Here is a 20,180-nt window from a genome sequence, read left to right on the forward strand (position 1 = left end):
CGTTGACCTCTGCGGTGGCGGTGGTATGACCGCCGCACACCTGAACGGAAGCCCTGAGCCATGAACATCTTTGCAGACCTGCGCGCCCTCGTCATCGCCACCCTTGGCGAGATGGAGCGAGACGGTCTGCTGCCGGCAGGGCTGTCCACGGACGCTGTCTCGGTCGAGCCGCCGCGGGATGCGGGCCACGGCGACATGGCGACCAACGCGGCGATGGTGCTGGCCAAGCCCGCGAACATGAAACCGCGCGAGATCGCCGATGCGCTGGCCGCCCGCCTGACCGCCGATCCGCGCGTCGTCAGCGCCGATGTGGCCGGCCCCGGTTTCCTGAACCTGCGGCTGGCCGATACGGTCTGGCAGGCCCTGATCGTCGACGCGCTGACCGACCCCGGTTTCGGGCGCGGCACACTGGGTGCGAACCAAAAGGTGCTGGTCGAATACGTCAGCGCCAACCCCACCGGGCCGCTGCACGTCGGTCACACGCGGGGCGCCGTCTTTGGCGACGCATTGGCCAGCCTGCTGGACTATGCGGGCTATGACGTGACGCGGGAATACTACATCAACGATGGCGGCGCGCAGGTCGATGTCCTCGCCCGGTCCGTTTATTTGCGCTACCAAGAGGCGCATGATCTGAGCGTCGACTGGCCCGAAGGCACCTATCCCGGCGACTATCTGATCGACGTGGGCGAGGCATTGAAAGCCAAGGTGGGCGACATCTGGCTGGACCAGCCAGAGGATGTCTGGCTGGAAGAAGTCCGGTTGTTCGCCACCGAGGCGATGATGGATTTGATCCGCGCGGACCTCTCCAAGCTGAACATCACGATGGATAATTTCTATTCGGAAAAGTCCCTTTACGGCACCGGCAAGATCGAAAAGGCGATTGCGCGCTTGGATGCGGCCGGCCTGATCTATCGCGGCACGCTGGAACCGCCGAAGGGCAAAATGCCCGAGGATTGGGAGCCGCGCGAGCAGACGCTGTTCAAATCCACCGCCCACGGCGACGACGTGGACCGGCCGGTGCAGAAATCCGACGGCGCCTGGACCTATTTCGCGCCCGACATCGCCTATCACTATGACAAGATCGAACGTGGCTTTGACGCGCTGATCGACGTCTTCGGCGCCGACCACGGCGGCTATGTCAAGCGGATGAAGGCCGCCGTATCCGCGCTGTCGAACGGTCGCGTGCCGCTGGACGTCAAGCTGACGCAGTTGGTGAAGCTTTACCAGAACGGCGAGCCGTTCAAGATGTCCAAGCGGGCAGGGACGTTCATCACCCTGTCCGACGTCGTGGACGAGGTCGGCGCCGATGTGACCCGGTTCCACATGCTGACCCGCAAGAACGACGCGCCGCTTGATTTCGACTTTGCGAAGGTGACCGAGCAGTCCAAGGACAACCCGGTCTTTTACGTGCAATACGCCCATGCCCGCGTGAACTCTGTTCTGCGCAAGGCGGGCGAGGCTGGGATCGCTGTGGATGACGCGACGCTGGCGGGGGCCGATCTGTCCGGCCTGGCCCATCCGGCAGAGCTTGCCATCGCGCGCAAGGTCGCCGAATGGCCCCGCATGGTCGAGATCGCGGCCAAGGGTCACGAGCCGCACAAGATCGCCTTCTACCTCTACGATCTGGCATCCGACCTGCATGGCTTGTGGAATCTGGGTAACAGCGACACCAGCCTGCGGTTCCTTCAGGATGGCGACAATGCCACATCGCAGTCCAAGATCGCCCTGATCCGCGCCGTGCAGGTTGTGATCGCAGCGGGCTTGGGTATTCTTGGCGTCACACCGGTCCAAGAGATGCGCTAAGCATCCAAGATGACCAGAGGCAAAAGTGGGTCGCGCGAACCCGCGAAAAACGAGGCAGTAATGGCAGTATATGACGAGGTGAATGCACCCGGCCGTCTGGCGGACGTGGCCGGACGCTATACGCAATACGCGGGCGCGGCCGTCAGCCTGACGCTGATGATCGGTGTCGCCGTCTGGGGCACCCAGACCATCCTGCGCGACGTCAGCGGCGTGCCCGTCGTACGCGCGATGCAGGGCGACATGCGCGTGGCCCCCGACGATCCCGGCGGCGATGTGGCCGACCATCGCGGTCTGGCCGTCAACGCCGTCGCCGCTGTGGGCGAGGCTGCGGCCCCCGAAGATACCCTGACCCTCGCGCCGCGCACCTTCGAGCTGGCCGAGGAAGATCTGGAAACCGCACCGCTGTCGGCCGCGACCCCCGATCCACTGGCGGCCGCAGAGGCTGTTGCCGCACCTGCTGCACCGACCGGGCCAATGACGGCGGACGACATTCTGGCGCTGGCTGACCAGATTTCGGCCGGTATCACGCCGATGGCGGCGCTGGAGCCGGTCGCGGACGCCGAGGATGACGCAGGTGAAAACCCTGTCATGACCGTTGACGGCGAGGAAGTGGACGCCAGCGAGATCGCAAACATCGACGCCGAAGACCCGATCGCCATGGCCTTGGCCGAGGCGATGAATTCAGACGTCGCCGCCCCCGCCGCCACGGTGCCGACCGGCGGCCTGCGGTCGACCGTCCGTCCGATGCTGCGTCCGCTGCGCGCCACGCCCGCCGTCGCCACGGCCAGCGATCTGGCCCCGGCCGTCGTCACTGTCGCCGCAGTCGCGCCGCAGGACCTGGCGGCGCAGCCGGCAGCGGTTCAGACGCCGGCCGCTCTCCCATCAGAGGCGCTGCTGACCGACTCGCTGCCCGTGGGCACGAAACTGGTGCAGCTTGGCGCCTTTCCCTCGCCTGCAGAGGCGGCAAAGGAATGGGATCGCCTTGTCGAACGTTTCGGCGAGGTGCTGGCGGTCAAGGGCCGCGTGATCGAGCCTGCGACGACCGGTGGATCGACCTTCTACCGGCTGCGGGCCAGCGGGTTTGACGGGCTGGAAGGCGCGCGCGCCTTCTGCCAGACGATGGAAGCGGGCCGCACGGTCTGCACCCCCGTCGTTGTCCGCTAACGCCACGATCTTCGGCCTGTCCGGCCTGCGACTGACCGAGGCTGAACGCACGTTCTTTCGCAATGCGGACCCTTGGGGTTTCATCCTCTTCGCCCGCAATGTGGACAGCCCCGACCAGCTGCGTGCGCTGACCGCAGATCTGCGCGACGCCGTGGGACGCGCAGCGCCGATCCTGATCGACCAAGAGGGGGGGCGCGTCCAGCGTATGCGCAGCCCGCACTGGCGCGAGTACCTGCCCGCACTCGACCAGATGACCCGCGCCGCCGACCCGATGCGGGCGCATTACCTGCGCAACCGTCTGATCGCCGCCGAACTGCACGACGTCGGGATCGACGTGAATTGCGCGCCCCTGGCCGATCTGGTCGAGGCGCAGACCCACCCTGTCCTGCGCAACCGCCTGTCGGGCGAAACGGCCCCGGTCGTGATCGAGGCCGCCCGCGTCTGTGCCAATGCCTTCGTCGCCGGTGGCGTGCTGCCGGTGCTGAAGCATATCCCCGGCTACGGCCGCGCGAGCGTGGACAGCCACCTGAGCCTGCCCACCGTCACCGCCCCGCGCGGGGATCTGGAGGCGCGGGATTTCGCGCCCTTCCGGGCGCTGAACGATATCCGCATGGGCATGACGGCGCATATCGTCTTTTCCGACATCGACGCGCAGGCGCCCGCCACGACCTCTGCCCCGATGATGCGGGTGATCCGCGACGACATCGGTTTCGGCGGGCTGATCATGACCGACGACATCGGGATGGAGGCGCTGTCGGGCACACCCGTGGAACGGGCCGCAGCGTCCACCGCCGCGGGCTGCGATATTGTCCTGCACTGCAACGGCGATCTGTCAGAAATGCCCGCCGTGGCAAAGGCCGCAGGGCCGATGAGCCCCGCCGCACAGGCCCGCGCCCTACACGCGCTGGCCGAACGCAGGCCCCCTCAGCCGATTGACATCGACGCCGCCGTTCGCGAACTTGAAGCCCTTCTTGGCTGAGGACGCGGCACATGGCACAGGATCAGCACGCGGCGTCGCCTGACAGTGTCGCCGACCGCATCGCCGGCGAGGCGCTGATTGTCGACGTCGGTGCCTTTGAGGGGCCGCTCGACCTGTTGCTGACGCTGTCGCGCACCCAAAAGGTCGATCTGCGCAAGATCTCGATCCTTGAACTGGCGCGGCAATACCTCGCCTTCGTCGAACAGGCGAAACGCCTGCGGCTGGAATTGGCGGCGGATTACCTCGTGATGGCCGCCTGGCTCGCCTTTCTGAAATCCCGCCTCTTGTTGCCGCCCGATCCCGCCGACGAGGGGCCGTCTGGCGAGGAACTCGCAGCCCACCTCGCGTTCCAGCTGGAACGGCTGGAGGCGATGCGCAATGTCGCCGCCCGCCTGATGGGGCGAGATCAGCTGGGCCGCGACATCTTTGCCCGCGGCATCACCCAGGACGTGACCCGCGTGCGCCGCGTGACATATACCGCGACGCTGCTGGACCTGATGCAGGGCTATGCGCGCATCCGCACCCGCGACGATTTTCGTCCCTTCGTCATGGACCGCGACAACCTGATGACGATGGAACAGGCGCTGGACCGGATGCGCCACCTGATCGGATTTGCGGGCGAATGGACGGATATCGCAAGCTATCTGCCCGCAGACTGGGACCACGACCCGGTCCGCCGCCGCACCGCTACCGCGGCGCATTTCGCGGCCTCGCTGGAACTCGCCAAGGAAGGCCGGATCGAGATCCGGCAGGGCGATACCTTTGCGCCCATCCACATCCGCAAACGGCTACCCCGCGATGTCTGAACCCCGCGACAGCCTGTTCGAGGCGCCGCCCATGGCGGATCAGGAACGCATGGTTGAGGCGATTCTGTTTGCCACCGCCGAACCCGTCACCGTGCCGCAGCTTGCTGGCCGGATGCCGCACGGCTGCGATCCCGCCGCGGCGCTGGCGCTGGTGCGCAAGCGGTTCGCCGGGCGCGGCGTGCATCTGGTCCGCGTGGGCGAAGCCTGGGCCTTTCGCACGGCGCCAGACCTTGGCTTTCTTATGAGCGACGAGACCGTCGAGACCCGCAAGCTGTCTCGCGCCGCAATCGAGACGCTGGCCATCGTCGCCTATCACCAGCCAGCCACCCGCGCCGAGATCGAGGAGATCCGCGGCGTCAGTGTCAGCCGCGGCACGTTGGACCAGTTGATCGAACTGGATTGGATTCGCCTTGGCCGGCGCCGCATGACGCCCGGCCGCCCGGTCACATTCATCGTGACGCAGCACTTCCTCGATCACTTCGGCCTCGAATCCGCGCGCGACCTGCCGGGTCTGAAGGAATTGCGCGCCGCAGGGCTGCTGGACAGCCGCCCGGTGCCGGGGACCGAGTCGGAGGACACGGATCAGGACGGTCAGGACGACCTGTTCGAGGACGACGCCTGAGTCGAATCCGCTCCTCTGGTGCGGATCCGACAAATTGAGTGGCATTTTATATGTTAAGGCGGTCTTGACCAATTCGCCCCCATCCTCTGTCAGCATAAAGCCAGACGAGGTGCGTGGATGCTGAAAATCAGGGACCAGTTCGACCCGATCGACGATCGCTTGGGGGTGGTGATATGGCTTCAGGCGCGCAAGTCATTGTTCGCCATGGTCATGGGCGCCTGCGCCGTTGTCGGTGTGGCGCTGAACGTCGCGATGCACGGGCCCTGGCAGCCACCCCAGGCGGCGTCCGGTGCCGCGACGCATCCCGCGACGGCGCTTGCCCTGATCGCACTGGCCGTGGCGATGTTCCGCACGCCTTTCGCCGACCGCGGGGCGCCTGGCGCGACCGGCCTGACGGCCGCCGCCGGGCTGATCGCAGTCGCTTGGACGGTTCTGGGGGCCATGGGGCTTGACCCGCTGGCCATGGTCTTGCCGGTGCGCGGCAGGATGAGCGTGGATACAGGCGGTGCCATCGTGCTGCTGTCGCTTGCCATCGGACTGCGCTACCGGGCGCCCTGCACCGGGATCGCCTGCCTTGTCGGGCTTCTTGCGATCGTGCTGAACACACTTCTGTCGATGACCTTTGGCGTCCGGCATTTCGGCGGGCTCATGGCGGGCATGACGCTGGCGGCCCTGTGCAGCGGGGCGGTCTGCGCGATTGCGCTGCACGCCGTGCATCCGGTGGTGCGAATCATCATGCTGACGTCTCAGGTCGGCGTCAGGACGCGGGTGATGGCAGCGGTCGGCACGTGCATTCCGTGGCTAGCGGGCATGTTCCTCTACCGCATCTGGGGCGTGCCGCGGCAAGGCTTTCAGATCGAGGCGGTGGTGATCGCCATCGTCATCGCCACGACGATCCTGCTGTCGATCGCCTCTGGCTTTCAGCACCAGATCGCGGACGAGATGCGCCGATCAGTCGAAAAACGTCTGGCGGAACAGGCGGTCACGGATGGTCTGACGGGCCTGCGCAACCGGGTCGGCCTGATGCAGATCCTGCGCCGCCGGATGAGCGAGCTGCGCACCACCGGCAAGGCCGCCTGCGTCGTGATCTTCGACCTCGATCATTTCAAGACGATCAACGACACCCACGGCCACGACGAAGGCGACCGCGTGCTGCGCAACGTCGCCCGCGCCCTGCCGCCGCTGCTGCGTCAGGGCGACGTGTTGGGTCGCTGGGGTGGCGAAGAATTCATGCTGATCGCCGACGCGCGGCAGGAGGAGGAGCTGAAGCAACTGGTCGAGCGCTTGCGTGTCGCGATCTGCGACCTGTCGCGGCAGACGGCGGCGCATTGCCAGACCGGTCCCTTCAACATCAGCGCGTCCTTCGGGGTCAGCGCGCTGCGGGAGACCGATACATCCTTCGAGCAGGCGATCAAGCGGGCCGATCTGGCGCTTTACAAGGCCAAGGACGGCGGTCGCAACTGCGTGGCCTTTGCGTTGGCCTACGACAAGGCGGCCTGACCGCTCAGCTCTGTGCGAAATGCTTCGACAGTTTCAGGCCCTGGCCCTGGTAATTCGAGGCGATCCCGGCGCCATAAAGCGCGCGCGGATGCGACGACATCCGCTCGTAGACCAGCCGCCCGACGATTTGGCCGTGTTCCAGCACGAAGGGGGCTTCGTGGCAGCGCACCTCCAGCACGCCGCGCGACCCGGTGCCGCCCGCGTCTGCCCAGCCGAAGCCGGGATCGAAGAACCCGGCGTAATGCACCCGAAACTCGCCAACCATGGCCAGATAGGGCGCCATCTCGGCGGCCTGCAGGGGCGGGATGACGATCGCCTCGCGGCTAACGAGGATATAGAAGGCCCCGGGATCGAGGATGATCCAGCCGGTGTCCGTGTGGACCTCTTCCCAATAATCCGACGGGGTGTAATGCCCCAGTTTCGCCAGATCGACGACGCCGGTATGAGGCTTAGCGCGGTAGCCGATCAGCGTGCCGGTGGCGGGGCGCAGATCGACCGAAAATCCAAGGCCGTCCGAGATCACCGGATCCGTGTTCACGATGGGCGTCTGACGGTGCAGATCCAGCAATTCGGCATCCGACATCAGCGTCTGGCCCTGACGAAAGATGATCTGGTTCAGCATCTGGCCCGGCTCTGCGACGACGGAAAAACTGCGTGGGCAGATTTCGACATAAAGCGGCCCGGTATAGCCTGCGGGCACGCGATCGAAGGCCGTGCCGCGGTCGGTGATGATGCGCGTCAGCAGATCGAGGCGCCCGATCGACGATTTGGCACTGGCGGCGGCCGTCATCCCCGGCGGCAGAGACAACGCCTCGCGCAGGGGCACGACATAGACACAGCCTTTTTCCAGCACGGCGCCGCCGGTCAGGGGGACGGCGTGCATGGTGAAATCGGCCAACCGTTCGGTCACGGTGCGCGCGGCGCCGGTCAGGAAGGACGCCCGCACCCGGTAGGCCACATCGCCCAAGCGCAGGTCGAGCGATGCCGGCTGGATCTGTCCCTCCGCAATCGGATGGCTGGCAGTGATCGCGCCGGAGGCGATCAGCTGCGCGATCTGATGATCGGCCAGCACGCCGGATGCAAATTCTGTCATGCGCCATCCCCTTGCATCACATAGCAAAACGCCCGCGGCGCGAGGCCAGCGGGCGGTTTGTTTGGTCGGGCTAGCAGGACTCGAACCTGCGACCTTCCGTCCCCCAGACGGACGCGCTACCAGGCTGCGCTATAGCCCGACTGAGGGCTGTTTACCCGATATGGGGCAGAGGGCAAGGCCCGATTTGCGCCCTTGGCCGGGTATTTTCAGCGTCCCGGCATTGCGGCATGAACCCGTTCCAGCCGGACCAGCACGGCGGCCAGCGATGCCGCGCGCGTGACCGAGAGATTGCGGTCCATGCGGGCCAGATCGGCCAGCACCCGCGACGGCACCGGCGGCCGCGGCGACGGGGCCGGTGGCAGGGCCATCGGTTCGGTCGCACTTGACATCGCCGCAGGCAGATCGTCCCCGGTATCCGTATCCGTATCCGTATCCGTATCCGTATCCGTATCCGTATCCGTATCAGTGTCGGGTGCGGCGCTTGGCGATTCGTCCGATGTGGTCACGGCCAGTGACACGACATTGTCGACGCCGTCGAAAGGGGTCAACGGATCGTCAAGCAGCGCCTCGGCTTCGGTCACTTGGGCGGGCGGGGACGGTGTTGCGATCATGTCGATCGCATCGACCATTCCGTCATCGTCGGGCTGGCCAAGTGCCATCACGACCTTGATGCCGCGTTCGCGCATCATCTTCTGCGCGCCCTTGATGGTCATGCCCTGATCGTGCAGCAGTGCCTTGATCCCGCCCAGCAGCGCCACGTCGTCGGGGCGATAGTAGCGTCGACCACCGGCCCGCTTCACCGGTTTGACCTGCGTGAACTTGCTTTCCCAAAAGCGCAGCACATGCGCCGGCGTGTCCAGTTGGTCGGCCACTTCAGAGATGGTGCGAAAGGCGTCTGGGGCCTTGGCCACGCGGGTCTCCCTTACGATTTGTTGCCCGCAGCGACCTTGTCCTTCATCAGGTGGCTGGGACGAAAGGTCAGAACCCGCCGCGGGTGGATCGGCACCTCTTCGCCGGTCTTGGGATTACGTCCCACGCGGGCCGCCTTGTCACGGGTCGAGAAGGTCCCGAAAGAGCTGATCTTGACCTGTTCGCCTTCGACCAGCGCGTCGGACATATGCTGCAGGACGCTTTCGACCAGCTCGGCACTTTCGTTGCGCGACAGGCCCACCTGCGTATGCACGGCGTCGGACAGATCCATCCGAGTCAGTGTCTTGTCAGTCATGTCGTCCCCCAAAGATTTCGTGAACAGTATGTGAGGGGGAAATTGAAAGTCAATAACAGGCAGTTGCGCGGTGTTTATAACGGCGTGGAATCACCAGCGTAAAACGACTGATCCCCAGGCCAGACCGCCGCCGATCGCCTCGGTCACGACGACGTCGCCGCGCTTGATTTGACCGCGGTCCCGGCCGACGGACAAGGCCAGCGGAATCGACGCGGCAGAGGTATTGCCGTGATCCTGAACGGTGACGACGACGCGGTCCATGCCGACGCCCAGCTTTTTCGCGGTCGCCTGAATGATGCGGATATTGGCCTGATGGGGGACGACCCAGTCGACGTCCGGGGCCGCGAGGCCCGCCTTGTCCAGCGCAGCCTCTGCGGTGGCGGCCAGTTTCTCGACCGCGTGGCGAAAGACTTCCTTGCCTTCCATCCGCAGCTTGCCGGTGTTCTGGGTCGCGACACCGCCGTCGACATAAAGCAGATCGCGGTAGCGCCCGTCGGAATTCAAGTCCGTCGCGAGGATACCACGGTCGGCAGGCGTGCCATCGCCCTCCTCGGCGCCCAGAATCAGCGCACCGGCACCGTCACCGAACAGCACGCAGGTGCTGCGGTCGGTCCAGTCCATGATCCGGCTGAAGGTTTCGGCCCCGATCACCAGCACCCGTTTTGCCTGACCCGAGATGATCAGCGCATTCGCATTGGCCAGCGCATAGACGAATCCCGCGCAGACGGCCTGCACATCGAAGGCAAAACCGGTGGTGTTGCCGATCGCTTCCTGCACCATGGTCGCGGCAGAGGGAAAGGTCATGTCCGCGGTGGAGGTCGCGAGGATGATCGCGTCGATGTCGGACCCCTGCAAACCGGCGTCGGCCAAGGCAGCCTTGGCCGCACGCGACGCCAGATCGGAAGTGGTCTGACCGTCGGCGGCGAAATGACGCCGCTCGATCCCGGACCGGCTCTTGATCCACTCGTCGCTGGTGTCGAGCGATTCCGCGAACCAGCTGTTCGGCACGATCCGGTCCGGCAGATAATGCCCGACTCCCTCTACCACGGCGCGGCGGGTCATGCGGACTCTCCCTTGGGGCTGGTGCCGGTATCGTGGGGCAGGGCGCCCGCCAGCCGGGCGGCCAGCTTTTCCGAGAATCCCTGTTCGGCCAGACGGTAGGCCAGTGAAATCGCCGCCGCGACACCGGTGGCATCGGCAGAGCCGTGGCTCTTGATCACGGTCTTGGTCAGGCCGAGGAACACGCCACCGTTGACCCTGCGCGGATCGACGCGCTTTTTCAGCGCGCGCAGCGCACCGCGGGCGAGCAGTGCGCCCAGCATCGACAGCGGCGTCTTGCGCAGCGAGCTGCGCAGCAGGTCGGAGATCAGGTTGGCGATTCCCTCGCCGGTCTTCAGCGCGACGTTGCCGGTAAAGCCGTCGGTCACGATGACGTCGCAGACGTCGCCGGGCAGGTTGCCGCCCTCGACAAAGCCCACGTATTCAAAATCGCCCTTGGTGGCCGCTGTCCCGATCAGTTCGTGCGCGACCTTCAGCTCTGCCCGGCCCTTGTGTTCCTCGGTGCCGACGTTCAGCAACCCGACGCGCGGGCGTTTCAGATCAAAGGCGTTGCGGGCATAGGACGTGCCCATCAGCGCATAGATCAGCAGATCGTCCTGATCGGCGCGGATGTCGGCGCCCGCGTCCAGCATGACGTTGAAGCCTTGCGGGTTGCGCGACGGCCAGAGGCAGGCAATGGCGGGGCGGTTCACGCCGTCCACCTTGCGCAGGCGCAGCATCGACATGGCCATCAACCCGCCGGTGTTGCCGCAACTGACCACGACGCCCGCCTCGCCGTTACGCACGGCCTCGATCGCGGACCACATGGAGGTGGCTTTGCCCTGCCGCAGCACGAGGCTGGGTTTGTCATGCATGGTGACGACGTCGGTGGCATCGCGCAGCGTCACCTTGCCCGCCAGCCCGTGTTTCGCAAGCAGGGGGGTCAACTCGCTCGCGCGGCCATGCAGGATGACCTGCGTGCCGGGTTTCTTCTTCAGAAACAGGGCGAGGCCCGCAACGACAGTTGCAGGCCCGTTATCGCCACCCATGGCGTCGATCGACAGAACGCGCGACGTATCTGTCCCGGTCAGGGTCGTCCCCGTCTGGGTCATGGTCACGCCTTTCCGCTGATCAAGATATTAACGCGCGGCCTTACGCTGCGTCTTCGTCCATCTCGATCGCGTCGGCCACGATCACTTCGCGGGTCGCGTAGTGGCCGCAGGACGGGCAGATGTGGTGCGGGCGCTTCTGCTCGCCGCAGTTGGTGCAGTTGTTGGGGTTTGCTGCCGTCAGCGAATCGTGTGCACGACGCATGTTACGGCGGGATTTGGAGACTTTGTTCTGCTGGACGGCCATGTCGCAACCTATCTGTTAATGATGGGCACGAATGGCCCGTGTTTCATGTTCTCGAAGGGGCACCTATGCCATCACGGCGGCCCTGTCGAGGGGGTGTTGAAGAGGTCGCGAACATACTGCGAAAGCGTATTTGTGCAACCCTTTTGTAATGCAGGGCTCAGGCCTCGTCCGCGTCGTCCTTTGACAGCTTGTCACGCAGCGCGCCAAGGCCCGCGAACGGCTTTGCGTCGTCGTCGGTCATCGGGGTCACACCTTCGGCGGCGGCCAGCACCTGACCCAGTTCGGCGCCGTCGGCACGAGGGAACGGCGGCAGGCCAAGGCTCAGCGCCTCGACCATGACGGCGCCCAGATCGAGAGTCTGCGGCAGGGGTTCCACCGCGTCGTCTTCCGGCATCTCGGCCTCGGCGCCTTCGGGATAGGTGAAATCGCGGGCGTAGACGCGGCGGATATCCTCGTCCAGCCGCGTGGTGACCGGCGCCAGCGTGGCCACGCAGGCCTGCACGACCGTCGCGCCCAGCACCCCTGTCAGCTGCCAGTCGCCGCGCCCCTGCGGCGTGATCTCGCCCGCGAAGGTCAGCTTTTTCACACCAAGGATGTCGAGGTGGGCGGCCACCGCATCACGCTCGGCTTGCGTCGTGGTCAGCGCAAAGGTCGTGGCGTGGCGGTTGGTCAGATCGGCCAGCCGCAGGATCTTGGTCGGTAAGTCACTATGACCGTTCATCGGGCGGTTCCATTCTTGAACAAGGGGCATCGCATGTTGTAGGTGAGTTAAAAGGCGTATCGCGCCAAGGCAAGGGCCGCGGGTCCGAAGAAGACGGGGAAGAGCGGTCCATGACAGACAGCATCACGAAGGGCCTGCGCAGCCTGATCATGGTGGGCGGGCTGGCCCTGACGATGGCCTGCACGCCGATCGTGCGCAACTATGGCTATGTGCCGACCCCGGACGATCTGGCGCAGATCACCGTCGGTCAGGATACCCGCGACAGCGTCACGACACTGATCGGCCCGCCGACAACCACGGGCATGCTGGGGACGGACGCCTATTTCTATGTGCAAAGCCGGTTCGAGACGGTCGGCGCGCGTGCGCCGGTCGAGGTCGACCGTCAGGTGCTGGCCGTCAGCTTTGCCAGCGACGGCACGGTGTCCAACGTCGAACAGTTCGGCCTGCAGGACGGCCGCGTGATCGCCCTGTCGCGCCGTGTGACCACCGACAACGTGCGCGACAGCACGTTCCTGCGCCAGTTGCTGGGCAGCGTCGGCCGCTTCAACGCCGGCGACTTTTTGGGCGAGAGCGGCGGCGCGCCGTAAGCTAGGGTCGGGCGGCGCTCGCCGCCCGCTGTGCTGATCCGGCCGGATCAGTCCTCGTCCGGTGCGAACGTCATCGCGACGCCGTTCATGCAATAGCGCAGGCCCGTGGGCGCCGGACCGTCCGGAAAGACGTGGCCCAGATGCCCGTCGCAGCGCGCGCAATGCACCTCTGTGCGGCGCATGAACAGGCTGCGGTCGGTCTGCTCGCCCACGGCATCATCGTCGATGGGGGCATAGAAGGACGGCCAGCCGGTGCCGGATTCGAATTTGGTGTCCTGCGTGAACAGCGGGTTGCCGCAGCCCTTGCACAGGAAAGTGCCTGCATCCTTGGGAAAGTCGTCGTGGGTGCCCGCCCGCTCCGTGCTGTGCTTGCGCAGCACCTTGAAGGCCTCCGGTGACAGTTCTTCTTTCCATTCGGCGTCGGTTTTGTTGACTTTGTCCATGAGTCTCATCTTTCCTGCAATGTGTTGGTTTACATGTAGGGCGCGGTTCGCAGCTCGCCAAGTCGGGGTCAGATGACGGCATCATTTCACAAGGGGCGTCTGGGCGTCCGGCTGGCGCAGGATGCCGCGGACTTGGCCGCGTGTCAGGCCCTGCGGCACGCCTGTTTCTTCGGCAAGCCCGGCGTCGATGCGGATGATTTCGATGCCGTCTGTCAGCACATCATGATCGGAGGAGAGGGCGGTCTGGTCGGCACCTGCCGGGTTATGGTGTTGCAAGACGGTGCGGCCCTGTCCGCCAGCTATGCCGCGACCGCCTATGACTTGTCACCTCTGGCTGCTTTTGAACGGCCGGTGATGGAGATCGGGCGCTTTTGCGTGACCCCCACCGCGGGCACGGTGGACGTCCTGCGGCTGGCCTGGGGCGCGCTGACAGGGCTGGTGGACGCGCACGGGGCCGGGATGCTGATCGGCTGTTCCAGCTTTGCCGGTGCCGATCCGCAGCGCCACGCGCCGGCGCTGGCGCTGCTCGGCGCGCATCATCAGGGGCCTGATGCGCTGCGACCCTTGCGCCGGGCCGCGCGGACCGTGTCACTGGCCGGTGCCGTGCCGGACCGGCGGGCGGCGCTGGCGGGACTGCCGCAGCTGTTGCGCAGTTACCTGGGGATGGGCGGCTGGGTCGGCGATCACGCGGTGGTGGATGACGTGATGGATACGGTTCATGTCTTTACAGCCGTCGCCGTCGATGCGGTGCCGCCGGCCCGGGCGCGGGCCTTGCGCGCGCTGGCGGGCTGATTTGCCGTGCGGTGCACGGCAAGCCTCCGGCGGAAGTATTTTCGACCAGAAGAAGGCGACGCGTCGGCGCGCCTGACGTGACGGTGTGTCGCTTGCCCCTGCCACGGGGCGGCCTTAGGTTGCGCGCAACGATCAGGAGGCCTCTGTATGGCAACGAAATCCCGCAGCATCTTTGAAGAAGTCGGCACGACGGCCAAGCCGTTAGCCAAGCCCGGTGGCATCGACAGCCGCGGGCAGGGCGCGCGGGGCGCGATCCGGGTCTGGTTGATGGTGCTTTTCGCCTTGCTGGTGGCGATGATCGCCGTGGGCGGGCTGACGCGTCTGACGGATTCGGGGCTGTCGATCACCGAATGGCGGCCCGTGACCGGCGCGCTGCCGCCGCTGGACGATGCCGCGTGGCAGGCGGAGTTCGCCAAGTATCAGGCGAGCCCCGAGTATCAGTTGCAAAATGTCGGCATGGACATGGCGGCGTTTAAGCAGATCTTCTGGTGGGAATGGGGCCACCGGCAGCTGGGCCGCGTGATCGGTCTGGTCTGGGCGCTGGGGTTCGCGGGCTTTGCCGTGACCCGCAAGATCCCGAAGGGGTGGACCGGGCGGTTGTTCCTTGTGGGCGTGCTGGGCGGCCTTCAGGGCGCGATTGGATGGTGGATGGTGTCCTCGGGCCTGAAGGGCGGGATGACGGATGTCGCCTCTTATCGGTTGGCCACGCATCTGGGGCTGGCCTTCATCATCTTTGGCACGATCACGTGGCATATCTTGAAGATCGGGCGCCGCTCGGCGGATCTGCTGACTGCGCGGCGGGCGGGCGATGCGCGGCTGTGGCAGCTGTCGAACGCGCTGATGGGGCTGGCCTTCCTGCAGATCGTGCTGGGCGCGCTGGTGGCGGGTATCGACGCCGGGCGCGGTTATCCGGACTGGCCGCTGATGGCGGGCGGCTGGCTGCCCCCCGACATGTGGCAGCTGACACCGATCTGGCGGAACCTGTTCGAGAATGACGGCACGGTGCAGTTCATTCACCGGATGAGCGGGTATGTCCTGTTCCTGTTTGGCCTTTATGTCTGGTGGCGCAGCCGTGGCAGCGCGAACCGGCGGACGCGGGCCGCCTTTGCCATGGTGATGGGGATGCTGGTGGTGCAGCTGGCGCTTGGCATCGCAACGGTCATGACCATGGCCATGGCCCATGTCGCCATCGTTCACCAGCTGGGTGCGGTATTGCTCTGGGTGCTGATCCTGCGCGCCCGATTCCTGTCACGTTATCCCTTCGCCCAATCCGTCAGAGAGGCCCGCCCATGACCACCGCCTATCACGATCTGCTCGATTTCACGCGCGAGACCGAGGCGCTGGCCCAGGTTGCGGGTCGCTTGGGTTGGGATCAGGAAACCATGATGCCGGACGGTGCGGTGGAACAGCGGGCCGAGGAGCAGGGCGCCATGGCCGTTGTGCTGCACGCCCGGCGCATCGACCCGCGGATCGGCGGCTGGCTGGAACAGGCGGTGGCCGAAGGTGACGTGGCTGCGGCACAGCTGCGCCAGATCCGGCGCAGTTTCGACCGCGCGTCTAGGGTGCCTGCGCAATTGGCCGGTGCCATCGCGCGCGAGACGAGCCGCGCGCATCGGACATGGGCGCAGGCCCGCGCCGACGAGGATGTCGCGGCCTTTCTGCCGGCCCTTGCGCGGGTTCTGGCGCTGAAGCGCGAGGAGGCGCAGGCGATCGCCGGTGACGCCGATCCTTACGACGCGATGCTTGATGATTATGAACCCGGTGCCACGGCGGGGCAGGTGAGCGCGATGTTCGGCGCGATGCGGCCCCGGCTGGTGGCGCTGCGGGATGCCGTCCGGGCGCAGCCGTCAGCCCCCGTGCTGCGCGGCGATTTTCCCGAGGCCGCGCAGATGGCGCTGTCGCGGGACCTGGCGCTGGCCTTCGGTTACGATCTGGGAATGGGGCGCATCGACAAGGCAGTGCATCCGTTCTCTTCGGGCTCCGGCCTCGACGTGCGGATCACGACGCGGACCAATCCGGTCGATCCGTTCAACTGCTTTTATTCCACGATCCACGAGGTCGGGCATGCCTGCTACGAGCAGAACATCGACCGCGCCTATCTGCTGACACCGCTGGGTGGCGGCGTATCGATGGGAGTGCACGAGAGCCAGAGCCGGATCTATGAAAACCAACTGGGCCGCAGCCGCGCCTTTACGGGATGGCTATTCGGGCGGATGAAAGACACCTTCGGTGATATCGGGATCGCGTCGGAGGATGACTTCTTTGCCTGCGTGAACAGTGTCGCCGATGGCTATATCCGGACGGAAGCGGACGAGGTGCAGTACAACCTGCACGTCCTGCTGCGGTTCGATCTGGAACGCGCACTGGTCAGCGGCGATCTGGCCGTGGGCGATCTGGAGGCGGCCTGGAACGACCGCTTTGCAACCGATTTCGGATTTGCCGTCGACAGGCCCTCCAACGGTGTCTTGCAGGATGTGCATTGGTCGGAGGGGCTATTCGGCTACTTCCCGACGTACTCTCTGGGGAACGTTTATGCAGGGTGTCTGCACGCCGCCCTGCGCGACGCCGTGCCGGACCTTGATGCGGATCTGGCGCGGGGCGACACGTCGCGGGCCACGGGCTGGTTGCGCGAAAACGTGCAGCGCCATGGCGGACTCTATCAGCCGCGCGAGGTCATCACCCGTGCAGCCGGGGCCGCGCCCAGTGAGGCGCCCTTGCTGGACTATCTGGAGACGAAGTTCCGCGCGATCTATGGTGTGTGAAGCCGCATTCGATTTTTCTGTGAAAAATCGACGGGGGGCCAGCCCCCCGTCCGTGCCGGACTCCCCCAGGGATATTTCCAAAACAGAGAGGGGCTCAGGCCGGCCAGTCGGGCTTGCGCTTGGTCAGGAAGGCGTCGATGCCTTCGGCGGTCGCGTCCAGGGCCATGTTTTCCACCATGACCTCGCCGGTGTAGGCATAGGCCTCGGTCGTGGTCATCTGGCTTTGGGCATAAAAAGCGCGTTTGCCGATCCGGACGGCGGCAGAGAGTTTAGCCGCGATCTGATCGGCCAGTGCGCGGGTGTCGCGGTCGAGGTGGTCGGTGTGCACGACCCGGTTCACAAGGCCTTGGAACTGCGCCTCTTCTGCCGTCAGGAAACGGCCCGTTGTCAGCATCTCGAACGCCATCTTGGTGCCGATGTTGCGGGTCAACGCGACCATCGGGGTCGAGCAGAACAGGCCGATGTTGACGCCGTTGACGCCGAACCGCGCCTCGTCACCCGCGACGGCGAGGTCGCAGGTCGCGACCAACTGGCAGCCGGCGGCGGTGGCGAGGCCCTGCACCTGTGCGATGACCGGCTGCGGCAGGGACTGGATGCGCGCCATGACGGCCGCACAACGGTCGAAGAGGGTCTTGAGGCCGGCGGCACCGCGGTCGGGCTGGGCGCGCAGGTCGCGCAATTCGTTCAGGTCGTGGCCGGCGCAAAAGGCACGGCCGGCGCCGCGCAGGATCACGACGCGGACTGTCGTGTCTTCGGCAATCGTGTCGAGGGCGCCGTGCAGGGCTGACAACATCTGCGTCGACAGGGCGTTCAGCCGGTCCGGCGCGTTCAGCGTCAGGGTCGCCACATGGGCGGAATCGGCGCGGGTCAGGATTGTCATGGGCGGCCTTCTCTGTTGTCTTAGGGCAAGGTTAGGGCAGGGAGGCCGCTTTTGGAACCGAAGATGGACGAGGGCGCGCTGATGGCGTTTTTGGCGCGCGAATTCCCGCAGGTCTGCGACGATTTCGCGATCGACCGGCTGGATGCGCAGGGCCTGCGGGTGCGTCTGCGGGTGGCCGACCGGCACCTGCGGCCCGGCGGCACCGTGTCGGGGCCGTCGATGTTCGCGCTGGCGGATGTGTCGTTGTATCTCGCGATCCTGGCGCGGCTGGGGCCGGTGGCACTGGCGGTCACGACGAACTGCAGCATCGATTTCATGCGCAAGCCGGCCAGCGGCGCGGACCTTGTGTGCGATTGCCGCCTGCTGAAGCTGGGGCGGCAACTCGCCGTGGGCGATGCGCTGCTTTATTCCGAAGGGCAGGATCAGCCGGTGGCGCGGGCCGGGCTGACCTATGCGATCCCGCCCGCGTAGAAAAAAGGCCAGCCCGCAGGCTGGCCCAGTCGCTCGGGTCGAAGGGTCAGCGCTGGAAGAAGGCCTTGGCGGCCTCGCGTCCGGCCTGACCGGGGGTTAGGCCGACGTCGCGCAATTCGTGCGGGTCAAGGCGGGACAGGGACTTGCGCGTGCGGCGGCGCATGTCCCAGACGGTCACCGCAACGGCGGCAATCACGCAGATCTGCGCCAGCTTGGGCAGGGCCTGCTGGTTGTTCAGAAGGGTGAGTTGCGCGGTGTGCAGTGCGGCTGCCATGGGTCCAGTCCTTGGATTGTATTGACACAATATAGCGTGATTGCTATGCTGTATGGATACAAAGCCAGTACGGGGGCGTCCAGAGAATGATTGTACCTGATACAAAATGGACGCCCGATCTGTCTGCGGCCACACGGTCGAAGTACGAAGCCCTCGCTTCGGCCATTCGCGATGGCGTCGCCGACGGGCAATTGCCGCCCGGCGCGCAACTGCCCCCCGTGCGCGATCTGGCCTACCGGATCGGCGTGACGCCCGGGACCGTGGCGCGCGCCTATCGCCTGTTGGTGGATGACCGGGTGCTGGTTGCCGGTGTCGGGCGCGGCACTTTTGTCGCCAACCGTCCTGCGCATATCCCGGTAGGCCTCAGCAGCGATCTGGCGCAGATGCCGCAGCTGACCGCCGATCCGGCGCTGGAGGAGCCTGATCTGGGCTACCTCGTCAGTCCGCGGATGCCGGATATGGGTCAGGCGGCCCTGATGACGCGGGTCATGGGCGATCTGGCGAGCCAGCCGGTGCAGATGCTGATGCGCTATCCCAGCCGCACCACGGACCGTGTGGCGCGGGCGGCCTTTCATGCGACGCTGGACCCAGAGGCCGTCGGGCCGGTGCAGGTGGACGATATCGTGCTGGCCCATGGCGGCCAGAATGCCGTCGTGATGATCATGCAGACGGTGCTGCACGGTCCGACTCCGGCGATCATCGTGGATGAACTCAGCTATAACGGGTTCCGCAGTGCGGCCGAACTGTGCCGCGCCGAGGTGCACTCCGTGCCGTGGGACGCCGAGGGGCCGGATCCCGCAATCTTTGCCCAGTTGATCCGGGAACACCGGGTGCAGCTTTATTGTACCGCGGCCGAGGTTTGTAACCCGACGACCCGCGCCACATCCGCCGCCCGCCGCGCGCAGATCGCGCAGATCGCGCGGCACCACGGCGTTCATGTCATTGACGACGACTGCTACAGCCGGACCGTGCGGCTTGGCCCCAGCTATCGCGCGCTGCTGCCGGAACTTGGCTGGTACGTGACCTCTCCGTCGAAGTCGCTGACGCCGTCGCTGCGGATCGGCTTTGCCGTGGCGCCGTCGTCCTGCGCGCCCGCCTTGGTCCGGACGGCGACGGGGCACAGTTTCGGCATCTCTCAGATGATCTGTCATACCTATGCCACCATGATGGCGGACCCCGCGTTGCCGGGCATTCTGGCGGCCGTCACCGGGCGGATCGCGCAGGACATCGCTTGCGCGGTCGAGATCTTGCGCGGCTACGATCTGACCTGGGCCGATGGCGCGCCCTTTGTCTGGCTAACCTTGCCGTCGCCCTGGCGGGCCGGGGCCTTTGCCGATGCGGCAAAAGCCAGCGGTGTCGTGCTGAAATCGGCAGAGGCCTTCGTTCAGCGTGACAGCCGCATGGTCCACGCCGTCCGCATCGCCGTGAACGGAGAGATCAGCCATGCGGATTTTCGCAACGCCATGCTGCGCCTGCGGGGCTTGCTGGACGCGCCACCCGCCAGAATCGCCGTCTGACTATGGGGTATTATTATACCTTAATTGCAGGCCATTGATTTCGCGTCGTTAATTCGCGATCAGTGCGCTTGACCGTAGGTTCAGCGTCGCTATAACCCGCTCATCCGAATGACGGGTCAGTGATGGCCCCCGAATAACTCTGGTGAG

Annotated in this window: 22 protein-coding genes and 1 tRNA gene; 12 read left to right on the forward strand and 11 right to left on the reverse strand. The window is 65.8% G+C overall.

All coding sequences use genetic code 11. From position 1 onward, the window contains the following. The first annotated feature begins 60 nt into the window (after positions 1-60). The 6 genes from argS to GLR48_RS14365 all read left to right on the forward strand — a co-directional run bounded on the left by argS (position 61) and on the right by GLR48_RS14365 (position 6,874). Positions 61-1,803 carry an arginine--tRNA ligase gene (gene argS / locus GLR48_RS14340; RefSeq protein ID WP_237062426.1) on the forward strand — a complete coding sequence of 581 codons (1,743 nt, stop codon included), beginning with the start codon at positions 61-63 and terminating at the stop codon, positions 1,801-1,803. 60 nt (positions 1,804-1,863) lie between these two features. Next, positions 1,864-2,967: an SPOR domain-containing protein gene (locus tag GLR48_RS14345; RefSeq protein WP_237062428.1), complete on the forward strand. Its 1,104-nt coding sequence runs from the start codon at positions 1,864-1,866 to the stop codon at positions 2,965-2,967. Continuing rightward, entirely contained in the window at positions 2,957-3,946 is a 990-nt protein-coding gene (locus GLR48_RS14350) for a glycoside hydrolase family 3 N-terminal domain-containing protein (protein WP_237062430.1), read from the forward strand. The genes GLR48_RS14345 and GLR48_RS14350 overlap by 11 nt, the downstream gene beginning before the upstream one ends. A gap of 11 nt (positions 3,947-3,957) precedes the next feature. Then, on the forward strand, positions 3,958-4,752 hold the full coding sequence (locus GLR48_RS14355; protein WP_237062432.1) for a segregation and condensation protein A: 795 nt from the start codon (positions 3,958-3,960) through the stop codon (positions 4,750-4,752). Continuing rightward, the gene (scpB, locus tag GLR48_RS14360; RefSeq protein ID WP_237062434.1) at positions 4,745-5,374 is read left to right on the forward strand and encodes an SMC-Scp complex subunit ScpB; all 630 of its coding nucleotides are present in this window, start codon (positions 4,745-4,747) and stop codon (positions 5,372-5,374) included. The genes GLR48_RS14355 and scpB overlap by 8 nt, the downstream gene beginning before the upstream one ends. A gap of 117 nt (positions 5,375-5,491) precedes the next feature. Beyond that, positions 5,492-6,874, forward strand: a complete 1,383-nt coding sequence (locus tag GLR48_RS14365) for a GGDEF domain-containing protein (protein ID WP_237062436.1) — start codon at positions 5,492-5,494, stop codon at positions 6,872-6,874. 4 nt (positions 6,875-6,878) lie between these two features. On the opposite strand, the gene GLR48_RS14370 is transcribed toward GLR48_RS14365, so the two are convergent. The 8 genes from GLR48_RS14370 to GLR48_RS14405 all read right to left on the reverse strand — a co-directional run bounded on the left by GLR48_RS14370 (position 6,879) and on the right by GLR48_RS14405 (position 12,307). Then, positions 6,879-7,967 carry a 2'-deoxycytidine 5'-triphosphate deaminase gene (locus GLR48_RS14370; protein WP_237062438.1) on the reverse strand — a complete coding sequence of 363 codons (1,089 nt, stop codon included), beginning with the start codon at positions 7,965-7,967 and terminating at the stop codon, positions 6,879-6,881. 62 nt (positions 7,968-8,029) lie between these two features. Continuing rightward, positions 8,030-8,106: transfer RNA gene (locus GLR48_RS14375), tRNA-Pro, on the reverse strand. Positions 8,107-8,173: 67 nt separating this feature from the next. Further along, positions 8,174-8,878: a MerR family transcriptional regulator gene (locus GLR48_RS14380; RefSeq protein WP_237062440.1), complete on the reverse strand. Its 705-nt coding sequence runs from the start codon at positions 8,876-8,878 to the stop codon at positions 8,174-8,176. An 11-nt stretch (positions 8,879-8,889) separates the two neighbouring features. Continuing rightward, positions 8,890-9,192 carry an integration host factor subunit alpha gene (gene ihfA, locus GLR48_RS14385; protein ID WP_237062442.1) on the reverse strand — a complete coding sequence of 101 codons (303 nt, stop codon included), beginning with the start codon at positions 9,190-9,192 and terminating at the stop codon, positions 8,890-8,892. A gap of 90 nt (positions 9,193-9,282) precedes the next feature. Then, entirely contained in the window at positions 9,283-10,254 is a 972-nt protein-coding gene (locus tag GLR48_RS14390; protein ID WP_237062443.1) for a beta-ketoacyl-ACP synthase III, read from the reverse strand. Then, entirely contained in the window at positions 10,251-11,342 is a 1,092-nt protein-coding gene (gene plsX, locus GLR48_RS14395; RefSeq protein ID WP_237062445.1) for a phosphate acyltransferase PlsX, read from the reverse strand. The genes GLR48_RS14390 and plsX overlap by 4 nt, the downstream gene beginning before the upstream one ends. 40 nt (positions 11,343-11,382) lie before the next feature. Continuing rightward, a complete protein-coding gene (rpmF, locus tag GLR48_RS14400; RefSeq protein WP_237062448.1) occupies positions 11,383-11,586 on the reverse strand; it encodes a 50S ribosomal protein L32 in 204 nt (67 codons plus the stop codon). A gap of 157 nt (positions 11,587-11,743) precedes the next feature. Beyond that, a complete protein-coding gene (locus GLR48_RS14405; protein WP_237062450.1) occupies positions 11,744-12,307 on the reverse strand; it encodes a YceD family protein in 564 nt (187 codons plus the stop codon). 110 nt (positions 12,308-12,417) lie between these two features. Between GLR48_RS14405 and GLR48_RS14410 the strand changes: the two genes are divergently transcribed. Then, positions 12,418-12,894, forward strand: coding sequence for an outer membrane protein assembly factor BamE (locus tag GLR48_RS14410; RefSeq protein ID WP_237062452.1), 477 nt, complete (start codon positions 12,418-12,420; stop codon positions 12,892-12,894). A gap of 47 nt (positions 12,895-12,941) precedes the next feature. Here GLR48_RS14410 and msrB read toward each other — a convergent pair whose 3' ends face one another. Then, complete coding sequence (gene msrB, locus GLR48_RS14415; protein ID WP_237062453.1) at positions 12,942-13,337, reverse strand: peptide-methionine (R)-S-oxide reductase MsrB; 396 nt, start codon at positions 13,335-13,337, stop codon at positions 12,942-12,944. Between the two features lie 72 nt (positions 13,338-13,409). On the opposite strand from msrB, the gene GLR48_RS14420 reads away from it, so the two are divergent. The 3 genes from GLR48_RS14420 to GLR48_RS14430 all read left to right on the forward strand — a co-directional run bounded on the left by GLR48_RS14420 (position 13,410) and on the right by GLR48_RS14430 (position 16,891). Then, a complete protein-coding gene (locus tag GLR48_RS14420; protein ID WP_237062454.1) occupies positions 13,410-14,129 on the forward strand; it encodes a GNAT family N-acetyltransferase in 720 nt (239 codons plus the stop codon). 147 nt (positions 14,130-14,276) lie between these two features. Next, positions 14,277-15,422: a heme A synthase gene (gene ctaA / locus GLR48_RS14425; protein WP_237062455.1), complete on the forward strand. Its 1,146-nt coding sequence runs from the start codon at positions 14,277-14,279 to the stop codon at positions 15,420-15,422. Next, positions 15,419-16,891 carry a carboxypeptidase M32 gene (locus GLR48_RS14430; protein ID WP_237062456.1) on the forward strand — a complete coding sequence of 491 codons (1,473 nt, stop codon included), beginning with the start codon at positions 15,419-15,421 and terminating at the stop codon, positions 16,889-16,891. The genes ctaA and GLR48_RS14430 overlap by 4 nt, the downstream gene beginning before the upstream one ends. Positions 16,892-16,985: 94 nt before the next feature. Here GLR48_RS14430 and GLR48_RS14435 read toward each other — a convergent pair whose 3' ends face one another. After that, positions 16,986-17,771, reverse strand: coding sequence for an enoyl-CoA hydratase (locus GLR48_RS14435; protein ID WP_237062457.1), 786 nt, complete (start codon positions 17,769-17,771; stop codon positions 16,986-16,988). 51 nt (positions 17,772-17,822) lie between these two features. On the opposite strand from GLR48_RS14435, the gene GLR48_RS14440 reads away from it, so the two are divergent. Next, positions 17,823-18,242, forward strand: a complete 420-nt coding sequence (locus GLR48_RS14440) for a PaaI family thioesterase (protein ID WP_237062458.1) — start codon at positions 17,823-17,825, stop codon at positions 18,240-18,242. Positions 18,243-18,288: 46 nt separating this feature from the next. Here GLR48_RS14440 and GLR48_RS14445 read toward each other — a convergent pair whose 3' ends face one another. Then, entirely contained in the window at positions 18,289-18,516 is a 228-nt protein-coding gene (locus GLR48_RS14445; RefSeq protein WP_237062459.1) for a DUF1127 domain-containing protein, read from the reverse strand. A gap of 86 nt (positions 18,517-18,602) precedes the next feature. On the opposite strand from GLR48_RS14445, the gene GLR48_RS14450 reads away from it, so the two are divergent. Then, a complete protein-coding gene (locus GLR48_RS14450) occupies positions 18,603-20,033 on the forward strand; it encodes an aminotransferase-like domain-containing protein (RefSeq protein ID WP_237062461.1) in 1,431 nt (476 codons plus the stop codon). Positions 20,034-20,180 lie beyond the last annotated feature (147 nt).

The sequence above is a fragment of the Loktanella sp. M215 genome, assembly GCF_021735925.1.
GTDB lineage: Bacteria > Pseudomonadota > Alphaproteobacteria > Rhodobacterales > Rhodobacteraceae > Loktanella.